This is a genomic window from Streptomyces sp. Sge12, assembly GCF_002080455.1.
Classification (GTDB): Bacteria; Actinomycetota; Actinomycetes; order Streptomycetales; family Streptomycetaceae; genus Streptomyces.
Genome location: NZ_CP020555.1, coordinates 3,743,490 through 3,761,217, shown reverse-complemented (window position 1 = coordinate 3,761,217; position 17,728 = coordinate 3,743,490). Strand labels below are relative to the sequence as shown.

The window sequence follows — 17,728 nt, the reverse complement described above, 5'->3', positions numbered from 1 at the left end:
TGGAGTGACGCGATCTATTGCTGAGGAGCAGGAGCACGCCAATTACGTTTCCTGCGCACTGTTTTGATCGGGTCGCGCTCCCTACAATCCGTCCACATCTTGAGCTCATCACGTCAAGGAGGACGAATGACGGGGCTCTTCACCCCTATCGCGCCGGATCGCACCACAGATCTGGCATCCGCAGTACTCACCGATGACAATCGGCTCATCGTGATCGTCATTGCGGCCGTGGCACTTGCCGCACTCGTCGTCGCGCAGATCCTGGTCCGCCAGGTCCTCGCCGCCGACGAGGGAACCGACAGCATGAAGAAGATCGCAGCAGCCGTCCAGGAGGGCGCCAACGCCTATCTCGGCCGGCAGTTGCGCACCCTCGGCGTTTTCGCCGTCGTGGTCTTCTTCCTGCTCTTCCTGCTCCCCGCCGACGACTGGTCGCAGCGGAGCGGGCGTTCGGCCTTCTTCCTCGTGGGCGCCATCTTCTCGGCCGCCACCGGCTACATCGGCATGCGTCTGGCGGTCCGGGCCAACGTCCGCGTCGCCGCCGCCGCACGCGAGGCCACCCCGGCCGAGGGGGAGCCCGCCAAGGACCTGACCGAGGTCTCCCACAAGGCGATGAAGATCGCTTTCCGCACGGGCGGCGTCGTCGGCATGTTCACCGTCGGACTCGGCCTGCTCGGCGCCTCCTGCGTCGTGCTGGTCTACGCCGCCGACGCCCCCAAGGTCCTGGAGGGCTTCGGCCTCGGCGCCGCCCTGATCGCGATGTTCATGCGCGTGGGCGGCGGAATCTTCACCAAGGCCGCCGACGTCGGCGCCGACCTGGTCGGCAAGGTCGAGCAGGGCATTCCGGAGGACGACCCGCGCAATGCCGCGACCATCGCCGACAACGTGGGCGACAACGTCGGAGACTGCGCCGGAATGGCGGCCGACCTCTTCGAGTCGTACGCCGTCACCCTCGTGGCCGCGCTCATCCTCGGCAAGGCCGCCTTCGGTGACCTGGGCCTCGCCTTCCCGCTGATCGTCCCCGCGATCGGCGTCATCACCGCGATGATCGGCATCTTCGCGGTCTCCCCGCGGCGCTCCGACCGCAGCGGCATGACCGCCATCAACCGCGGCTTCTTCATCTCGGCCGTGATCTCCCTGGTGCTGGTCGCGATCGCCGTCTACGCCTACCTGCCGGCCACCTACAAGGAGCTGGTCGGCGTCGAGAACCCGGCGATCACCAACCACTCCGGTGACCCGCGCATCCTGGCGGTCGTCGCCGTCGCCATCGGCATCGTGCTGGCGGCCCTGATCCAGCAACTGACCGGCTACTTCACGGAGACCAACCGGCGCCCCGTCCGGGACATCGGCAAGTCCTCCCTGACCGGCGCGGCCACCGTCGTCCTCGCCGGCATCTCCGTCGGTCTGGAGTCCGCCGTCTACACGGCGCTGCTCATCGGCCTCGGCGTCTACGGCGCGTTCCTGCTCGGCGGTACGTCGATCCTGCTCGCGCTCTTCGCGGTGGCCCTGGCCGGCACCGGCCTGCTCACCACCGTCGGCGTCATCGTCGCCATGGACACCTTCGGGCCCGTCTCCGACAACGCCCAGGGCATCGCCGAGATGTCCGGCGACGTCGAGGGCGCCGGTGCGCAGGTCCTGACCGACCTCGACGCCGTGGGCAACACCACCAAGGCCATCACCAAGGGCATCGCCATCGCCACGGCCGTGCTCGCCGCGGCGGCGCTCTTCGGCTCGTACAACGACGCGATCGCCACCGCGGTCAAGGAGGTGGGAGCCAAGGCCGGGGAGATGAACCTCAGCCTCGACATCGCACAGCCCAACAACCTCGTCGGGCTGATCCTGGGCGCGGCCGTCGTGTTCCTGTTCTCCGGCCTCGCCATCAACGCCGTCTCCCGCTCCGCGGGCGCCGTCGTCTACGAGGTGCGCCGCCAGTTCCGCGAGCACCCCGGGATCATGGACTACACCGAGAAGCCCGAGTACGGGCGCGTCGTCGACATCTGCACCAAGGACGCGCTGCGCGAGCTCGCCACACCCGGCCTGCTCGCCGTGCTCACCCCCATCGCCGTGGGCTTCTCCCTCGGTGTGGGCGCCCTCGGCTCCTTCCTGGCCGGAGCCATCGGCACGGGCACCCTGATGGCGGTCTTCCTCGCCAACTCCGGCGGCGCGTGGGACAACGCGAAGAAGCTCGTCGAGGACGGCCACCACGGCGGCAAGGGCAGCGAGGCGCACGCGGCCGTCGTCATCGGCGACACCGTCGGCGACCCGTTCAAGGACACCGCCGGTCCCGCGATCAACCCGCTGCTCAAGGTCATGAACCTGGTGGCGCTGCTGATCGCTCCCGCCGTCGTGCAGTTCAGCTACGGCGCGGACAGCAGCCCGACCGTGCGGGCGATCGTCGCGGTCCTCGCGATCGGAGTGATCATCGCGGCGGTGTACATCTCCAAGCGCCGCGGCATCGCCGTCGGCGACGAGAGCGAAGGCGGAGCCGCCGAGCGGGTGGCCCAGTCGGCCGACCCCGCGACGGTCTCCTGACCCGAGGTTCGGCCAGCGGAACGGGCAGGGCCGGGCAGGGCCGGCCGGTACGCCCGAACGGCGGACGGGCGGCGCGGACTCACGCGCCGTCTGTCCGCCTTTGTGCGTCCCCGGACGGCATGCGTGTATCTTCCGGGCCGAGAGCCTTCGAAGGGACCAATCCGGTGAACAAGAAGCTTGCGGCCGCAATGTCGGGCGGTGCGGTGCTGATGCTCGTCCTGTCCGGCTGCAGCGGCGATGAGACCGACGAGAAGGCCAGTGCCTGGGCCAAAAAGGTCTGTGACCAGTGGCAACCCGAACTCAAGAAGATCGAGACCGCCAACGCCGACATCAAGCGCGTGGCCTCCGAGAGCAGTAAGCCCGAGGACGTCCAGAAGACCGACTCGGCGGCCTTCGGGATCATGTCCGAGTCCTACCGGACGATGGGGGCCGCCCTGCAGTCAGCAGGCATTCCGCCCGCCAAGAACGGCGCCGCGACCCAGGCGGCGGCGGCCAAGGGATTCGAGTCGACCTCCAAGGGCTACGCCGATCTGAAGGCGAAGATGGACGCCCTCGACCCGAAGGACCAGCCGAAGTTCGCCGACGGCCTCAAGGAGGTCGCGGGCGGCCTCCAGGAGGCCACGAAGGGCGGCCAGGACGCGCTCGCCCAGCTCAACGCGGGCGGCCTGGACAAGGCGATCAACAACCAGAAGGGCTGCCAGGTCGCGACGGCGCCGGCTCCGCAGTAGCGCGGCCGGCCCCCGCGGGCGGCTTTCGGCGCGGTACGCCGAAAAGGGCGGCCGGGATCCCGCAAGGGAGCCCGGCCGCCCTTTCGCGCCCGGCCGCCCTTTCTCACGGTCGGCCGCCGGGCCCGGGCCCGGTGTGATCGGCAGGACGGGTCCCAGCGGACACAATGGACGCGTGAGTACCACCAGCCTTCCCACGCCCGACCGCGCCGCCGAGCTCCGCGAAGCCCTGCTCGACGCCGGTTTCACCGCCGACGGGCTGCTCGACCTGCTCGGCGCCCCCGCCTACGCCGCGCTGGCCCGCAGCGAGACCGTCCCGGCCCTGCGCGCCACCCGCGGCCCCGGCGACGGGGCGCTCGCGAGCCTGGTCCGGCTGTTCCTGCTCCAGCAGCCGGAGCCGTACGTGCACGCCGCCGGGGCGCTGCCCGTCGACGCGGCCCTGGCCGACGGCTGGCTGCGGCTGGAGGGTGACGAGGTGCACGCCACCGTCGACGTACGCCCGTACGGCGGGCCGGACGGCGAGGACTGGTTCATCGTCTCCGACCTCGGCTGCGCCGTCGGCGGGGCCGGCGGGATCGGCAGCCGCGAGGAGGGCGTGGTCCTCGGTGTGGGCGGTGCGTCCACCACCCTGGCCGGGATCACCGTCCGCACCCCGGTCGGCTCCGCCCTGGACGTCGGCACCGGATCCGGAATCCAGGCGCTGCACGCCTCCCGGCACGCCACCCGGGTCACCGCCACGGACGTCAACCCCAGGGCCCTGGAATTCACCCGCCTGACGCTGGCCCTGTCCGGGGCCCCGGAGGCCGAGCTGCTCACCGGGTCGCTCTTCGAGCCGGTCGGGGAGGCCACGTACGACCTGATCGTGTCCAACCCGCCGTTCGTGATCTCCCCCGGCGCCCGGCTGACGTACCGGGACGGCGGCATGGGCGGCGACGACCTGTGCCGGACCCTGGTCCAGCAGGCCGGTGCGCGGCTCAACCCGGGCGGGTACGCGCAGTTCCTCGGCAACTGGCAGCACGTGGAGGGCGAGGACTGGCACGACCGGCTCCGCTCCTGGGTGCCGCGCGGCTGCGACGCCTGGATCGTGCAGCGTGATGTGCAGGACGTCACGCAGTACGCCGAGCTGTGGCTGCGCGACGCGGGTGACCACCGGACCGACCCGGCCGAGTACGCCCGCCGGTACGAGGACTGGCTGGACGAGTTCGAGGCGCGCGGGACCAAGTCCGTCGGCTTCGGGTGGATCACCTTGCGCCGGACGGACGCGGCCGAGCCCTCGATCGTGGTCGAGGAGTGGCCGCACACGGTCGAGCAGCCGCTCGGCGACGCCGTGCTGGCCCATTTCGCGCGCCAGGACTACCTGCGCGAGCACGATGACGCGGCCCTGCTGGAGGCTCGTTTCACGCTCGCCGAGGAAGTGGTCCAGGAGCAGGTCGGCGCGCCCGGCGCGGAGGATCCGGAACACGTCGTGCTGCGCCAGAACCGCGGAATGCGCCGCGCGACCAAGGTCGACACGGTCGGCGCCGGGTTCGCCGGAGTGTGTGACGGCTCACTGAGCGCGGGCCGGATCCTGGACGCGATCGCGCAGCTGATGCAGGAGGACCCGGTCGTGCTGCGGGACCGCACTCCGGAGGCCATCCGGCTGCTGGTCGAGCAGGGTTTCCTGGACCCCGTGGCGGGCCGCACCCCGTAGCCGCCCCTGGATGTAACCCGGGGTTCGCCCGGCGTACCCCCGGGGCTGCCAGTCTGTCGGTCAGAGGGATCCGGGGGGATCCCGAGAGCGGCCCGGGGGAGTGGGGGAGCGGCGCGGAAAACGGTCCGGCGATCTTCGCCCGGCCCGTGTTCCCGCTGCTCGGGGCGGCTCTGCAGGCCTGGACGGGGCGCGCACTCTTCCACCGTGAGCCGGTGGCGGACGGCGTGCGCCCCGTCGCGGTCGTACCGCCGCTCCGGCTCGTCGGCGCAGCGCCGGCGGCCCTCGGACCGGGGCGCCTCGCGCGGCTGCCGCAACGAGATCGCGGGTCTGGACCGGACCGGGATCACGAGGAGGCCCCGGCGCGAAAACACGACGTCGGAGCAGGCGCGGGACCGGGTGCGAAGGCGCGGCCAGACGGCCCTTCGACCACCCTGCCCGGTGATCGGGAACGCCCCGGCGCGGCATCCGGGCGGCAGAAACGGCACTTGTCGGGTTACCGTTCGAGTGGCCGTTGCGGGCTTCTGCCGTTTGACACGGGGGCGGGTTGTACCGTCACACTCCGCAGCGTCGCCGTACTGCGACCGAGTGCCGACCGGAGAGAAGAGCCAAGTTGTCCCCGACTAGCGAGACCGCAAAGGGCGGCCGCCGACTCGTCATCGTCGAGTCCCCAGCCAAGGCGAAGACGATCAAGGGCTACCTCGGCCCCGGATACGTCGTCGAGGCGAGCGTCGGGCACATCCGCGACCTCCCCAGCGGCGCGGCCGAGGTTCCCGACAAGTACACGGGCGAGGTCCGCCGCCTCGGCGTCGACGTCGAGCACGACTTCGCGCCGATCTATGTCGTCAACGCGGACAAGAAGGCCCAGGTCAGGAAGCTCAAGGAGCTGCTGGCCGAGTCCGACGAACTCTTCCTCGCCACCGATGAGGACCGCGAGGGCGAAGCCATCGCGTGGCACCTGCAGGAAGTCCTCAAGCCCAAGGTCCCCGTCCACCGGATGGTCTTCCACGAGATCACCAAGGACGCGATCCGCGACGCCGTCGCCAACCCGCGCGAGCTGAACCAGCGCATGGTCGACGCCCAGGAGACCCGCCGCATCCTCGACCGCCTCTACGGCTACGAGGTATCGCCGGTCCTGTGGAAGAAGGTCATGCCGAAGCTGTCGGCGGGCCGCGTCCAGTCGGTGGCCACCCGCCTCGTCGTCGAGCGGGAGCGCGAGCGCATCGCCTTCCGCACCGCCGAGTACTGGGACCTGACCGGCACCTTCTCCACCGGCCGGGCCGGTGACGCCTCCGACCCGTCGACGCTGGTCGCCCGCCTGAACACGGTGGACGGCAAGCGCGTCGCACAGGGCCGTGACTTCGGCTCGAACGGGCAGCTCAAGAGCGAGGTGCTGCACCTCGACGAGGCGAACGCCCGGGCGCTGGCCGCTGCGCTGGCGGACACCTCGTTCGCCGTCCGCTCGGTCGAGTCCAAGCCGTACCGCCGCTCCCCGTACGCCCCCTTCCGTACGACGACGCTCCAGCAGGAGGCCTCGCGCAAGCTGGGCTTCGGTGCGAAGGCGACGATGCAGGTGGCGCAGAAGCTGTACGAGAACGGCTTCATCACCTATATGCGTACGGACTCCACCACGCTGTCCGACACCGCGGTGTCGGCGGCGCGGGCGCAGGTCACCCAGCTCTACGGGGCCGACTACCTGCCGGAGAAGCCGCGCGTCTACGCCGGCAAGGTCAAGAACGCGCAGGAGGCGCACGAGGCGATTCGCCCCTCGGGTGATCGTTTCCGCACCCCCGCCGAGACGGGTCTGACCGGCGACCAGTTCCGCCTGTACGAGCTGATCTGGAAGCGGACCGTCGCCTCCCAGATGAAGGACGCGGTCGGCAACAGCGTCACCGTGAAGATCGGCGGCCGCGCCTCGGACGGGCGCGACGCCGAGTTCACCGCCTCCGGCAAGACGATCACCTTCCACGGCTTCATGAAGGCGTACGTCGAGGGCGCGGACGACCCGAACGCCGAGCTCGACGACCGCGAGAAGCGGCTGCCCCAGGTCGCCGAGGGCGACGCGCTGGCCGCCGAGGAGATCACGGCGGACGGGCACTCGACCAAGCCGCCGGCCCGCTACACCGAGGCCTCGCTGGTCAAGGAGCTCGAAGAGCGCGAGATCGGCCGTCCGTCGACGTACGCGTCGATCATCGGCACCATCCTCGACCGCGGATACGTCTTCAAGAAGGGCACGGCCCTGGTGCCGTCCTTCCTGTCGTTCGCCGTGGTGAACCTGCTGGAGACGCACTTCGGGCGGCTCGTCGACTACGACTTCACCGCGAAGATGGAGGACGACCTCGACCGCATCGCGCGGGGCGAGGCCCAGTCCGTGCCGTGGCTGAAGCGCTTCTACTTCGGCTCGGAGGACGCGACCGAGGTCGTGCCGGCCGACGGGGACCACCTCGGCGGTCTGAAGGAGCTGGTCACCGACCTCGGCGCGATCGACGCCCGGGAGATCTCCTCCTTCCCGGTCGGCGACGGCATCGTGCTGCGCGTCGGCCGCTACGGGCCGTACATCGAGCGCGGCGAGAAGGCCGCGGAGGGCCACCAGCGCGCCGACGTACCGGACGATATGGCTCCGGACGAGCTGACGATCGAGTACGCGGAGGAGCTGTTCGCCGCGCCGAGCGGCGAGTTCGAGCTCGGCAAGGACCCGGTCAGCGGCAACGAGATCGTCGCGAAGCTCGGCCGCTACGGCCCGTACGTGACGGAGATCCTCCCCGAGGGCACCCCGAAGACGGGCAAGAACGCGGTCAAGCCGCGGACGGCCTCGCTCTTCAAGTCCATGAGCCTGGACACGGTCACCCTCGACGAGGCGCTGAAGCTGATGTCGCTGCCGCGCGTGGTCGGCGCGGACGCCGAGGGCGTGGAGATCACGGCCCAGAACGGCCGCTACGGCCCGTACCTGAAGAAGGGCACGGACTCGCGGTCGCTGGAGACCGAGGACCAGCTCTTCTCGATCACGCTGGACGAGGCCCTCGCCATCTACGCGCAGCCCAAGCAGCGGGGCCGGGCCGCGGCCAAGCCGCCGCTGAAGGAGCTGGGCACGGACCCGGTCAGCGAGAAGCCGGTGGTGGTCAAGGACGGCCGCTTCGGTCCGTACGTGACGGACGGCGAGACGAACGCGACGCTGCGGCGGGACGACGACGTCGAGACGATCACGCCGGAGCGGGGCTACGAGCTGCTCGCGGAGAAGCGGGCGAAGGGCCCGGCCAAGAAGGTGGCGAAGAAGGCTCCCGCCAAGAAGGCCCCGGCGAAGAAGGCGACGGCGACCAAGACCGCTGCCGCGAAGAAGACGACGGCGGCCAAGAAGACGACCACCGCCAAGAAGACCACCGCGACCACCGCCAAGAAGGCGACGGCCAAGAAGACGGCCGCCGCCCCGGCCGCGGACGAGTAGGCGACCCGTCGCCGGCGGGGCTGTTTCCGGCCCCGCCGGCGTTTGCGGTCCGGGGTCCGGGGCAGGGTCCCGCAGCGGCGCCGGCCGCCCCCGGGAAAAAGGTGGGTCCTGGGTCACACCCGGCCTCGTCCACAGGCTTCCGCACCCGCACAGTGCAGCGGATAGGCTGGGCGGATGACGCGAGCCGAGCAGCCGGCGGTCGTTACCGCCCCGGCGAACCCCACCTACGACGAAGCCCTAGCCGCGGATTCCCGCGAGCGTGCGGTGCGCGCACTGCTGCGCACTCCCAGGCTGCGACGGCTGTGGAGCGCCCAGTTGGTGAGCGGCATCGGCGATGCCCTGACCCTCCTGGTGCTGGTGCTGCTGGCCCTTCAGGCCGCCGCCTCGGAAGGGGCCTTCGGCGGCGGGTACCGCGGCGCGGCCCTCGCCGTCGCCGCCGTCTTCGGGGTCCGCATCCTCGCCACCCTCCTCTTCGGCGCGGTCCTCCTCGGCCCGCTGGCCGGGCTGTTGGGCGCGGGCGGCAAGCTGGACCGCCGCTGGACCATGATCGGGGCCGACGGGGTCCGCCTCGCGCTCTTCGTCGTCGCCCCGCTGTGGCTCGACTGGATCCCGGCCCAGGCGCTCACCGCCCTGCTGGCCACCGTGTTCGTCTCCGGCGCCGCCGAGCGGCTGTGGACCCTGGCCAAGGAGAGCGCGGCGCCCGCCCTGCTGCCCGCGCCGCCGCCGGAGGGGGCCACCGTACGGCCGCTCCCGGACCACCTGGACGCGCTGCGCCGGCTGACCCTGCGCACCGCCTTCGCGGCGCTGCCCCTCGCCGCGGCCCTGCTGCTCGCCGCGACCCTGGTCGGCAAGGCGCTCGGCCTCGGCATCGACTGGTTCGCCGCGAACCAGGCCGCGCTCGGCTCGTACGTGGCCTCCGGCCTGTTCGCCGCCTCCGTCTCGCTGCTGCTGCCCCTGGTGCTGCCCGGCGGGGCGACCCCGCGTCCGCGTTCCCCGCTGGAGGGCCTGCGCGCCCCCAAGGCGGGCGACCGGCCCGACAAGGGCCGTACGGGCGCCGTCCCGCTGCTGGTCGTGAGCTGCGCCGCGGTCGCCGGAGCGGTGTCCAGCGCCGTCGCCGTCTCCGTACTGCACGCCCTCGACCTGGGTGGCGGCCCGGCCGCCTTCGCCCTGTTCGTCCTCGCGCTCGTCGGCGGCACCGCCGCCGGCATCCGCGCCACCCAGGCCGGCAAGGTGCTGCCCGCCCTGTCCCGGCGCCGGCTGCTGGCCCTCGCCATAGCGGTGACCGGGCTCGCGCTGCTGCTGACCGGGCTCGTCCCCGACATGGCGACCGTGCTGTTCCTGTCGCTGCTCGCCGGCCTCGCCGCGGGCGTCGCGGCCAACACCGGCCACACCCTGCTGGACCAGGAGACCGAGGAGTTCCGCCGGGCCCGGGTCACCGAGCACCTCCAGGCGGCCGTCCGGGTGGCCGTGGCGCTCGGCGCCGTCGTCGCCCCCGTCCTGGCCGCGGCGATCGGCCCGCACCGGCTGACCGGCGCCGAGATCGTCTTCGCGCACGGCGGCGCCGCCTTCACGCTGATGCTGGTCGGCGCCCTGCTGCTGCCCGTCGCCGTGGTGGTGCTCACCAAGGCCGACGACCGCCGGGGCGTACCCCTGCGGCGCGATCTGCGCGAGGCGCTGCGCGGCGGCGAGCCCGTCCAGGCGGCGTCCGCCACCGGCTTCTTCATCGCCCTGGAGGGCGGCGACGGGGCCGGCAAGTCCACCCAGGTCGAGGCGCTGGCCTCCTGGATACGGGGCAAGGGCCACGAGGTCGTGGTGACCCGGGAGCCCGGGGCGACCCCCGTCGGCAAGCGGCTCCGTTCGATCCTGCTCGACATCTCCTCCGCCGGTCTCTCGAACCGTGCCGAGGCCCTGCTGTACGCCGCCGACCGCGCGGAGCACGTGGACACCGTGGTGCGCCCGGCCCTCGAGCGCGGCGCGGTCGTCATCTCGGACCGCTACATCGACTCCTCGGTGGCCTACCAGGGCGCGGGCCGCGACCTGTCCCCCACCGAGATCGCCCGGATCTCGCGCTGGGCGACCGACGGGCTCGTCCCGAACCTGACCGTGCTGCTCGACGTATCGCCGGAGGCGGCGCGCGAGCGGTTCACGGAGGCGCCGGACCGGCTGGAGTCGGAGCCGGCGGAGTTCCACCAGCGGGTGCGGTCCGGGTTCCTGACCCTCGCCGCGTCCGACCCCGGCCGCTACCTCGTGGTCGACGCGGGGCAGGACCCGGATTCGGTGACCACGGTCGTACGGCACCGGTTGGACCGGATGCTGCCGCTCTCGGAGGCCGAAGTGGCCGCCCAGGCGGAGGCGCGGCGCCTCGCCGAGGAGGAGGCCCGGCGCAGGGCCGAGGAAGAGGCCGCGCGCAAGGCGGAGGAAGAGCGGCTGCGCGCCGAGGAAGAGGCCCGCAAGGCGCGCGAGGCCGAGGAAGCGCGGATCAAGGCCGAGGCGGAGGCCGCCCGCAGGGCGCAGGAGGAGCGGCTGCGCGCCGAGGAGGAGGCCCGGGCCCGGGCCGAGGCCGAGCGGCTGCGCGCGGAGGCCGAGGAGAAGGCGCGCGCGGCGGAGGCCGAGCGGCTGCGCCGGCAGGCCGAGGAGGAGGCCCGGCTGCGGGCCGAGGCCGAGGAGCGGCGGCTGGAGAAGCAGCGCAGGGCCGAGGAGGCCCTGCTGAAGGCCGAGGAGGCACGCCGGCTGGTGGAGGCCGAGGCGGCGGCGAAGGCGGCGGCCGTCGCGGCGGCTGCGGCTGCCGAGGCCGCGGCTGCGGCGCCCGCGCCTGCGCCCCAGGCGGCCCCTGCACCGGCTCAGTCCCCGTCCCCCGCCCCTGCGCCTGCCCCCGCACCGGCGTCCGCGCCCAAGGTCGGCATGACCAAGAAGCCGGAGCCGGACGCGGAACCGCACCCGGACGACGCGGTGACGGTGGAGACCCCGATGGCCGCGCCGCCGGTCAAGCGGGTCGTCCAGCCGGACGACGTCACCCAGACCGTCCCGGTGCCGAAGATCGACCCGGCGTCCGCCGAGGAGACCGCGGTGCTGCCGCCGGTCCGCGCGACGGACGAGACGGCGGTACTGCCCCCCCGTACGCCCGGACGCGCCGCAGGCCCCCCCGGACCCCGCAGGCCCCGCGGGCCGGTGGGGGCGGGCACCGCTCCGCCACCCGGCCGACGGCCCAGCGCCCCGAGGAGAACCCGGCCGACCGGGTGCCGTCGGGCATCTTCCGCGACTCCGGCAACGACCGGACCCGGGAACTGCCCGTCGTCGATGACGAGGGCCGGCCGCGCCGGGCACGCCCGGACTGGGCCGAGGAGACCCCGCTGGACGATCTGCCGACGCTCGCGGACGAACTGCTGGGCCGCCACCGGGACGACGAGGACGGCGACGAGGGCGAACGCGCACCGCGCCGCCGCCGCTGAGCCGAGCGGGACGGATTGTCAGTGCCGCCCGCCACAATGGGTGCACGGAGAGTGAAAGGTGGTGGGCGGGATGCCCGTATGGGACGACCTGGTGGGACAGGAGCGGGTCCAGAAGCAGCTGGCCGCCGCCGCCCGCGACGCCGACGCACTGGTCACGGCCATCACGGACGGGACCGCGCCGCCCCCCGCCTCCAAGATGACCCACGCCTGGCTGTTCACCGGACCGCCCGGAGCCGGGCGGTCCACCGCCGCCCGGGCCTTCGCGGCCGCCCTGCAGTGCACCAGCCCCGACCGCGCCCTCGGCGGTGAGCCGGGCTGCGGGTTCTGCGACGGCTGCCACACCACCGTCATCGGTACGCACGCCGACGTGCAGATCGTCCGCACCGACCTGCTGTCCATCGGCGTGAAGGAGACCCGCGACCTGGTCCGCCGGGCCCAGCTGTCCCCGGCCGTCGGCCGCTGGCAGGTCATCGTCCTGGAGGACGCCGACCGGCTCACCGAGGGCGCCGGCAACGTGATCCTCAAGGCCGTGGAGGAACCCGCTCCGCGGACGGTGTGGCTGCTGTGCGCGCCCTCGCTGGAGGACGTGCTGCCCACCATCCGCTCCCGCTGCCGGCACCTGAGCCTGCGCACCCCGAGCGTCGACGCCGTCGCCGATCTGCTGGTCCGGCGCGACGGCATCGAGCCCGCCGTCGCCGCGGCCGTGGCCCGGGCGACCCAGGGGCACATCGACCGGGCCCGCCGGCTCGCCACCGACGAGTCCGCCCGTACCCGCCGGGCCGCCGTGCTGAAGCTCCCGCTGCGCGTCGACGACGTGGGCGGCTGCCTCAAGGCCGCGCAGGAGCTGGTCGACGCCGCCGCCGAGGACGCCAAGCAGGTCGCGGAGGAGGTCGACACCAAGGAGACCGAGGAGCTGCGCGCCGCGCTCGGCGCCGGCGCGGGTGCCGGCAGCCGGATGCCGCGCGGTACGGCGGGCGTGATGAAGGAGCTGGAGGACCGGCAGAAGCGCCGCCGCACCCGCACCCAGCGCGACACCCTCGACCTGGCGCTGACCGATCTCACCGGCTTCTACCGGGACGTGCTGGCGCTGCAGCTCGGCTCGTCCGTGGCCATCGCCAATGAGGAGATACGGCCCGACCTGGACCGCGTCGCCCGCGCCTCAGGTCCCGAGCGGACCCTGCGCCGGATCGAGGCGATCATCGCCTGCCGGGACGCCCTCGACCGCAATGTCGCCCCGCTCCTGGCCGTCGAGGCGATGACGATGTCGCTGCGCGCGGGCTGATCGAGCGCTGATCGCAGGCCGTGCGGGGGCTGACCGGCAGGTCGGCGGTCCACACCCGGTTGACGGTTCACCCGTACGGGCGGACCGCCGTCCGGGCCCGGTGGCGCCCGGTCCGGGCCCTGCCCGGTGCGGGCCACGGAAGGCGCGCAGCCGTCCGGTCCCGGCGGGCCCGCTCACCTCCATCGGCAGGACGTAGGCTCCGTAGATGGACACCCATCGCCTGCTGCGTACCACCGGGACCGTGATCGCAGCCACCGGGCTGCTGCTCTCCGGGTGCACCTCGGGCGGGTCGGGGGAACCCCGGGCCGCCGCGTCCTCCGCGCCGGAGTCCGCCCCGCCGTCGGCGCAACCGTCCCCGACCGCGGCCGCGCTGCGCCCGTACTACGCGCAGAAGCTGACCTGGCGCGAGTGCGGTGTCCCCGGCTTCGAGTGCTCCACCATGAAAGCCCCGCTGGACTACGCGAACCCCGGCTCGGGCCAGGACGTCGACATCGCCGTGGCGCGGCGCAAGGCCACCGGTCCCGGCAAGCGTCTCGGCTCGCTGCTGGTCAACCCGGGCGGCCCGGGCGGCTCGGGCATCGGCTACCTCCAGGCGTACGCGGGCATCGGCTATCCCGCGGCGGTCCGGGCCCAGTACGACATGGTGTCCTTCGACCCGCGCGGGGTGGAACGCAGCAATCCCGTCGAGTGCCTGGACGGCCCGGCCATGGACAAGTACACGCAGGTGGACCAGACGCCGGACGACGCGGCCGAGCGGGCCGAGCTGGTGGCGGCGTTCAAGGAGTTCGCGGCCGGCTGCGAGAAGAACGCGCAGCGGGTCCTGCCGCACGTCTCGACCGTCGAAGCCGCCCGGGACATGGACCTGCTGCGTGCGGTGCTCGGCGACGAGAAGCTCAACTACGTCGGGGCCTCGTACGGCACCCTCCTCGGGGCGACGTACGCGGACCTCTTCCCGGACCGGGTCGGCCGGCTGGTCCTGGACGGGGCGATGGACCCCGCCCGTCCTGCGCTCGAACTGAACCGGGACCAGACCGAGGGCTTCGAGACGGCCTTCACGTCCTTCGCCAAGGACTGCGCGAAGCAGGCCGACTGCCCGCTCGGCAAGGGCGACCCGGACGCGGTGGCAGCGCGCCTGAAGGAGTTCTTCCGCAAGGTCGACGCGCAGCCCGTTCCGAGCGGCGATCCCAAGCGGCCGCTGGGCGAGTCCCTGGCGACGACCGGGGTGATCGCGGCGCTGTACGACGAGAGCGCCTGGCCGCAGCTGCGCGAGGCGCTCTCCTCGGCGATGAACGGTGACGGCTCGGGCCTGCTGAGCCTGGCCGACAGCTACTACGAGCGCGAGGCGGACGGCAAGTACGCCAACCTGATGTTCGCGAACGCCGCCGTCAACTGCATCGACCAGCCCCCGGCCTTCACCGGCCCGGAGGCGGTCGACTCCGCCCTGCCCTCCTTCCAGAAGGCCTCCCCGGTCTTCGGCGCGGGCCTGGCCTGGGCCTCGCTGAACTGCACCTACTGGCCCGTGAAGGCCACGGGCAAGGCGAGGGAGCTGACCGCGAAGGGCGCCTCGCCGATCGTGGTGGTGGGCACCACCCGCGACCCGGCCACCCCGTACAAGTGGGCCCAGGCCTTGGCCGGCCAGCTCGACTCGGGCACCCTCCTCACCTACGACGGCGACGGCCACACGGCGTACGGCCGCGGCAGCGACTGCATCGACACCGCGATCAACCGCTACCTCCTGGAGGGCAAGCCCCCGGAGGCGAACAAGAAGTGCTGAGCGCGCCACCCTGTGCCGTGCGCCTGCCGAAATGACGTGAACACCCCGGTATGTGACGTGCGCCTCACCCACCCGAAACCTGGTTCGGGGCACCCGTCCACACCCTGTAGACTTGGCGCCGCTGCTGATGAGCGCCCCTCTTCGAGGGAACACTTGTCTGACCAGCGGTGCCGCCTTAGCTCAGTTGGCCAGAGCAACGCACTCGTAATGCGTAGGTCTCGGGTTCGAATCCCGAAGGCGGCTCTGTGGAAGCCCCAGGACTCACTCGCCGTGACCTGGGGCTTTTGCTATTTCCGTGGGCGGGTCAGCGTTCCTTGGGGGTGCCGGCCAGGCGGACCGTGCTCAGGACGCGCATGATCAGGGCGTCCTCGACGGCTCCGGGGACGCCCGTGCGGCCGTAGAAGTCCCAGGAGACGAAGTCGCCCCGTGAGTTCTTGAAGCCGAAGACGACCGCCTGGCCGTCGCCCGCGCAGTGGTCGGTCCGGGCGGCGCCCTTGGAGCGGGCTCTGACGTAGCTGCCCCGGACCCCGGACTTCGTCGTGTACGCGACCGGCTTGTCCGTCTTGACCACGCTCTTGTCCGGCTGGGTGTAGGCGGCGTAGACCCAGGTCGGTGCCTCCTTCTCGGCGATCTCCTCGGCGGTCTTGGCGCCGGCCGCGCCCTTGGTGCCCGTGTTGGCGAGCCGGACGTCCGAGAACTGGCCGTCGCCGTCCGCGTCGATGCTGCACCACTTGGACTTGTAGAAGGCGGGAGCCGTGTGCCCGATGAGGACCTTGTCCGGGTCCTTGTCGTCCGTGTAGCCGCTGAAGACCGTGGGTTCGAGGACCTCCCACTGCGGCGGAACGTCGAAGGCGGTGCCGTGCTCGGGGTTGACCACGGTTTTCCAGCCCGCGACCTGCGGCTTCGTCGGGTCCGCCGCGGACGCCGGCGGGATGGCGCGCTCGCGCGCCCGGTTCTCGCGGACGCCGAGCACGACCCCGGTCGCGGCAGCGGCGACCGCCAGGGCGGTCAGGGCGCAGAGCCCGGCCACGATCTTCTTCCGGCTCTTCCTGCCCCCGGCGCCGCCCGGTTGCTGCTGCGGATGGAACGGCGGCGGCCGGTAGAGGTCGCCGGGCCGGTCCGGCTCCTGGTACGGGTTCTGCACGGGTGGCCCTCCTACTTGCCGAACGAGAGGATCGCGCGGCTCGCTTTGCGTGGTTCCGGGCTGTAGACCCTGCCGTTGAGCAGGAACAGCCGACCGTCCGCCCACGCGGTGCGCAGGCCGTGCGGGTAGAAGACGCCCTGGGCGCCGGCGGCCGCGGCCGGGCTCTGCAGAACGGGCTGCGCCGCACCGTCGGCCGCGGCGAGGGAGACGACCGCCCCCGCCTCGCCGCCGCCGCTGCCCGGGGAGACGTACACGACGACGCGGCCGCCCTCCACCGCGAGCGGCCACATGGTGCGCCCCTTGGGCTGCTCGGCGGTGCGCCACCGCTCCTTGCCCGTGTTCAGGTCGACGGCGACGACCTGGTTGGTGTCGTCGATGCCGAGGCTGATGCCGGGTTTGCCCGCGCCGAGGTAGAGCGTGTCGGCGTCGGCCGCGGCGGCGTAGCACTCCTGGAAGCCGCTCGCGTTGCCGAACCCGTTGCACCGGCCGCTGACCCCGAAGCCCGGGTTGGTCTGCGAGCGCACCGTGCCGTCGGCGGCGAAGGCCTTGATGTTCCAGGTCTTCTTGTCCTTGTGGTGCGCGGCGATCACCAGGGGGTCCATCGAGAGCACCCGGCCGACCGTCCAGTCCGGGTCGTACTTGTGGCTCCAGCGCGCGCTGCCGGTGGCCGGATCCAGCTCCTCGACCATCGCCTGTCCCGACGCGCGGGTGTCGTTCGGGTCGGGGCAGTGGCGGATTCCGATCAGCCGCGAGCCCCCGGCGAAGGCGGACGGGTAGCAGCCGTTGGTCTTCGAGGTGCCGAAGAGCTTGCGGCCGTCGGTGACCGAGAAGCCGCTCATGACGGCGGGGCGGGCGACGGCCACGGTGTCACCGCTGATCGCCAACTCGAATTCCACCGAGGTGTCGTGCTCGTTCTCGCGCGGTACCGGAACCTTCCAGCCCGCCTTCCCCGTGGTGAGGTCGATCTGCTGGAGGTGGGTGCACCGCGAGGTGTCCGAGGCGGTCTCCTTCACCGCGACGACGAGTACGCCGGTCGCGGACGGGGCCGGGGGGACCCCGCACAACGGCGTCTGGAGCGGAAGCTTCCACTTCTCCTGGCCGTCGGCCACCGCGTAGGCGGTGAGCCCGTTGGAGATCGCGGCGACCACGGTGGCGCCCACCCGCCACGGGCCGTACTGCGAGGTCCCGGACCCGGCCACCTCGGCCTGGTTGTCGCGCAGCCAGACCCGGGCCTCGCCCGGCCGGATGCCGGCGTTGGGGTCGTAGGCCGCGGGGGTCCCGCCGGGGCCCTTGCCGTCGCCCTGGTCGACCGAGGGAGAACCGGAGGGTCCGGCCGCGGGCGGACCGGGGACGCCGACACCGGTGCGGACCGTCAGCCCGTACGCGCCGCCGCCGATCAGGAGCAGGGCTGCGACCACAGCCGCGACGGCGGCCGCGACGGCGCCGGCGGATCGCGAACGGGGACGGGGACGCGGGCCCTGATCGGGGCCGAACGGTGCGGGCGGCGGCCCGAAGCCGACGGGCTCCTGCGCGTCGGGTTCCGGCCGTGTGCCGGGGGTGGGACCGGTCATGGGGGAAGTCTGGCCGGTTCGGGGGGCTTTCTAGAATAGATTTTTAGACTTCTTCGGCGCCTCCCACACCGCCCGCCGCCCCCTCCCGGCTCCCGGTCGCCCGTCCGGATGCACAGGTCTAGCGT

General features: G+C 72.7%; 9 protein-coding genes and 1 tRNA gene. 8 read left to right on the top strand and 2 right to left on the bottom strand.

The window, feature by feature from the left end; genetic code table 11:
• Positions 1–126: 126 nt before the first annotated feature.
• The 8 genes from B6R96_RS16610 (at position 127) to B6R96_RS16570 (ending at position 15,131) form a co-directional block, all read left to right on the top strand.
• Positions 127–2,529: a sodium-translocating pyrophosphatase gene (locus B6R96_RS16610; RefSeq protein WP_053167080.1), complete on the top strand. Its 2,403-nt coding sequence runs from the start codon at positions 127–129 to the stop codon at positions 2,527–2,529.
• 164 nt (positions 2,530–2,693) lie between these two features.
• Positions 2,694–3,257 (top strand): hypothetical protein, encoded by a 564-nt coding sequence (locus B6R96_RS16605; protein ID WP_030383634.1) that lies wholly within the window; start codon positions 2,694–2,696, stop codon positions 3,255–3,257.
• 172 nt (positions 3,258–3,429) lie between these two features.
• Positions 3,430–4,944 (top strand): DUF7059 domain-containing protein, encoded by a 1,515-nt coding sequence (locus B6R96_RS16600; protein WP_081522821.1) that lies wholly within the window; start codon positions 3,430–3,432, stop codon positions 4,942–4,944.
• Positions 4,945–5,554: 610 nt separating this feature from the next.
• Entirely contained in the window at positions 5,555–8,383 is a 2,829-nt protein-coding gene (gene topA, locus B6R96_RS16590) for a type I DNA topoisomerase (protein WP_081522820.1), read from the top strand.
• Between the two features lie 174 nt (positions 8,384–8,557).
• Entirely contained in the window at positions 8,558–11,887 is a 3,330-nt protein-coding gene (gene tmk, locus B6R96_RS16585; protein ID WP_162498487.1) for a dTMP kinase, read from the top strand.
• 15 nt (positions 11,888–11,902) lie between these two features.
• A complete protein-coding gene (locus B6R96_RS16580) occupies positions 11,903–13,114 on the top strand; it encodes a DNA polymerase III subunit delta' (protein ID WP_030383630.1) in 1,212 nt (403 codons plus the stop codon).
• Positions 13,115–13,319: 205 nt separating this feature from the next.
• A complete protein-coding gene (locus tag B6R96_RS16575; RefSeq protein ID WP_081522819.1) occupies positions 13,320–14,888 on the top strand; it encodes an alpha/beta hydrolase in 1,569 nt (522 codons plus the stop codon).
• A 169-nt stretch (positions 14,889–15,057) separates the two neighbouring features.
• Positions 15,058–15,131: transfer RNA gene (locus B6R96_RS16570), tRNA-Thr, on the top strand.
• 61 nt (positions 15,132–15,192) lie between these two features.
• Here B6R96_RS16570 and B6R96_RS16565 read toward each other — a convergent pair.
• Complete coding sequence (locus tag B6R96_RS16565; protein WP_081522818.1) at positions 15,193–16,032, bottom strand: hypothetical protein; 840 nt, start codon at positions 16,030–16,032, stop codon at positions 15,193–15,195.
• A gap of 11 nt (positions 16,033–16,043) precedes the next feature.
• On the bottom strand, positions 16,044–17,603 hold the full coding sequence (locus tag B6R96_RS16560; RefSeq protein ID WP_081522817.1) for an outer membrane protein assembly factor BamB family protein: 1,560 nt from the start codon (positions 17,601–17,603) through the stop codon (positions 16,044–16,046).
• Positions 17,604–17,728: the final 125 nt, after the last annotated feature.